4 protein-coding genes are annotated in these 3,639 nt (G+C 67.6%); all 4 read right to left on the reverse strand.

Features of this window, described 5'->3' with window-relative positions:
• A partial coding sequence (locus AC07XP_RS32050) for an ABC transporter ATP-binding protein (protein WP_495266932.1) occupies positions 1-959 on the reverse strand: 959 nt, incomplete at its 3' end.
• Entirely contained in the window at positions 959-1,990 is a 1,032-nt protein-coding gene (locus AC07XP_RS32055; RefSeq protein ID WP_495266933.1) for an ABC transporter ATP-binding protein, read from the reverse strand. The genes AC07XP_RS32050 and AC07XP_RS32055, both read right to left, overlap by 1 nt.
• The gene (locus AC07XP_RS32060) at positions 1,990-2,829 is read right to left on the reverse strand and encodes an ABC transporter permease (RefSeq protein WP_062482920.1); all 840 of its coding nucleotides are present in this window, start codon (positions 2,827-2,829) and stop codon (positions 1,990-1,992) included. The genes AC07XP_RS32055 and AC07XP_RS32060 overlap by 1 nt, the downstream gene beginning before the upstream one ends.
• Positions 2,830-2,832: 3 nt before the next feature.
• Positions 2,833-3,639 (reverse strand): ABC transporter permease (locus AC07XP_RS32065; protein WP_495266934.1); only part of this gene is annotated, 807 nt, incomplete at its 5' end.

Raw genomic sequence — 3,639 nt, forward strand, 5'->3', positions numbered from 1 at the left:
CGGATGCAGGCGCTGTAGTGTCCGGGAGAAAGTTCGTCGAGCGTGGGCACCGTCTGTGCACAGGCCTCGATGGCATGCGGACAACGCGTGCGAAACACGCAGCCCGAGGGCGGCGAGATCGGGCTGGGAATGTCGCCCTTCAAGGCGATGCGCTCGGTGGCCAGCTCGGGGTCGGGCTTCGGGCTCGCGGCCAGCAGTGCCTGGGTGTAGGGGTGCGAGGGGTTCGCGAACAGCTCCTCGGTGGTGGCGACTTCCATCACCTTGCCCAGGTACAGCACCACCACGCGGTCGCACAGGTACTCGACCACGTCCAGGTCGTGCGAGATAAAGAGCATCGTCAGGCCCAGGCGCTCTCGCAGGTCCGCCAGCAGATTGATGACCTGCGACTGGATCGACACATCGAGCGCCGACAGCGGCTCGTCGGCCACGATGAACTCGGGCTCCACCGCCAGCGCGCGCGCCACGCCGATGCGCTGGCGCTGGCCGCCCGAGAACTCGTGCGGGAAGCGGCTCGCATGCTCGGGGCGCAGGCCCACGGTCTCCAGCAGCTCGGCAATGCGCTTGTCGCGTGCCGCCGCGCCCTTGTGCAGGCCGTGCGTGGACAGCGCCTCGCCCAGGATGGCGCTGATGCGCATCTTCGGGTTCAGGCTGGCGTACGGGTCCTGGAAGATGATCTGCAGCTTGCTGCGCAGCTTGCGCATGCGCTCGCCCGAAAGATCTCCGATGTCGTCGCCCCGGTACAGCACCTGGCCCTCGGTGCGCTCGACCAGTCGCAGCACGGTGCGCCCGATGGTGCTCTTGCCCGAGCCCGATTCGCCGACCAGGCCCAGCGTCTCGCCGGGGTGAATCGCGAAGGACACGTCGTCGACCGCGCGCACGGGGCGCTCGCTGCTGCCGAAGTATTTCTTGAGGCCGCGGACTTCAATGAGGGGCGAGGAAGAAGAAACAGCGGTGGTCATCATGCAGCCCTCACGAGCGGTTGGTCGGGCTGCACGCGCACACAGCGCGCCTGGCGGTCTTGCCGAATGTCGATCAGGGGCGGCATGGCGCTGCGACATTCGGGCAGTGCCTGGTCGCAGCGCGGCTCGAAGGCGCAACCGGGTGGTGGGGCGAGTGGGCTGGACACCTGCCCGCGGATGGCGAACAGCCGCTTGGGCTTCGGTTGCCCAGGAACCCGCGCCTTGCCCGGCAGGCAGGCCAAGAGGCCCTGCGTGTACGGGTGCTCGGGCTGCGCGAACAGCGGGCGCACGGGCGCACGCTCGACCACGCGGCCCGAGTACATGACCACCACGTCGTCGGCATGGTGCGCCACCACGCCCAGGTTGTGCGTGATGAACAGGATGCTCATGCCCGTCTCGGCCTGCAGCCGGCGCATGAGTTCGAGGATCTGCGCCTGGATGGTCACGTCCAGCGCGGTGGTGGGCTCGTCGGCGATCAAGAGCGTCGGGTCGCAGGCCATGGCCAGCGCAATCATCACGCGCTGGCGCATGCCGCCCGACAGCTGGTGCGGGTACTCGTGGATGCGTTGGGCGGCAGCCGGAATCTCCACCAGCTCGAGCATGCGCAGCGCGTGGGCCAACGCCGCCTTGCGGTCCAGCCCCTTGTGCAGGCGCACGCTCTCGGCAATCTGCTCGCCGATGGTGAAGACCGGGTTCAGGCTGGTCATCGGCTCCTGGAAGATCATCGACAGCTGGTTGCCGCGCAGCGAGCGCATCTCGCGTTCGCCGATCTGCAGCAGGTCCAGCGTCTTGCCTTCGCGCGTGACGAAGGAAGCCGATCCGCTGACCTGCGCATTGGCGGTCTTGGGCAGCAGGCGCATCAGCGTGAGGCTGGTGACGGACTTGCCCGAGCCCGATTCGCCCACCAGCGCGGTGGTCTTGCCGGGCTGGATCGAGAAACTCACGTCGGCCACCGAACGGATCAATCCGTCTTCAGTGGGGAAGCTGGTGCTCAGGTTGGTGACCGTGAGGCGTGGGGTGGTGTTCGTCATCACGAGGTCTTCTTGAGCTTCGGGTCGAGCAGGTCGCGCACACCATCACCCAGCAGCTGCAGCGACAGCGCCGTGAAGATGATCGCCAGCCCCGGGAACAGCACGACCCAGAAGGCCTGGTGCGCGTACTGCTGGCTGCCGGCGACCATGGTGCCCCAGGTGGGGATCTCGGGCGGTACGCCCACGCCGAGGAACGAGAGGCCCGCCTCGGCCAGGATGGCGTAGGCGAAGATGAACGACACCTGCACGAGGATCGGTGACATCAGGTTCGGCAGGATGTGGCGCCACAGGATGCGCGAGGTGCGAACGCCCAGGGCACGCACGGCTTCGACGAAGAGCAGTTCGCGCACGACCAGCGTCGAGGCCCTCACCACCCGCGCCACGCGCGGCGTGTAGACCAGCACCAGCGCGAGCACGGTGTTCATCAGCGACGGCCCCAGGATGGCCACCAGCGCGATGGCCAGCAGGATGTCGGGGAAGGACATCATGGCGTCGACCACGCGCATCAGCGGTGCGTCGAGTCGGCGGAAGAAGCCCGCCATCAAACCCAGCACCGTGCCGGCGATGACCGCACCCAGCGCCGTGAGCGCGGCAATGGCCAGTGAGTAACGCGCGCCGTGCACGATGCGCGCGTACATGTCGCGCCCGAGTTCGTCAGTACCCAGCAGGTGTTCGGCACTGGGCGCCTTCAGGCGCTGCAGCACGGCGGTGTCGTTGGGATCGGCGGACGCGAACAGCGGCGCACCGACAGCGAGCACGGCAATCACCAGCAGCACCAGGGCAGAGACCATCACGATGCGGCGGTGCATCAGCTGGCGGAGCATTCGAGGCATGCGCATCGTTCAGACCTTCACGCGCGGATCGACCACCGCGTACAGCAGGTCGATCGAGAAATTGATGAGCACGTAGATCGCGGCAATCACGAGCAGTGCACCTTGAATGACGGGGTAGTCGCGTCGCAGCACGGCGTTGACCACGAGGTTGCCCACGCCGGGCAGGCCGAACACGGTCTCGGTGATGACGGCGCCGCCGATCATGAGTGCGACCGTCAGGCCGATCACGGTGACGATGGGCACCAGCGCATTGCGCAGCGCGTGCTTCAAGACGACGGTGCTCTCGCTCAGGCCCTTGGAGCGCGCGGTGCGCACGTAGTCTTCACCCAGCACGTCGAGCATCGAGGCGCGCGTGAAGCGGATGATGAGCGCGGAGTTCAGCAGGCCCAGCACGGTGGCGGGCAGCACCAGCGCATGCAGCCGTTCGGCGAAGGGCGCATCGGGCGCACCGTAGCCCGAGACCGGGAACCAGCCGAAGGACACCGCGAAGATCTGGATCAGCACGATGCCCAGCCAGAAGCTGGGGATGCTGGCGCCCAGCATCGCGATGCCGGTGAAGAACTGGTCGACCACGCGGCCGCGGAACACGGCCGAGACGATGCCGCAGGGCACGCCGATGAGCGCGGCGATGGCCACGGCCAGCAGCGCGAGCAAGGTGGTGGGCTCGGCGCGCTCCCACAGCGCCTGCGTGACCGGGCGCTGCAAAAAGATCGAGGTGCCCAGGTTGCCCTGCAGCACTTCGCGCAGCCAGTAGCCGAACTGCACGGGCAGGGGTTTATCCAGGCCGTAGTCCTTCTGCACGCGGGCGATGTCGGC

Source organism: Variovorax sp. GW531-E2 (assembly GCF_059423125.1).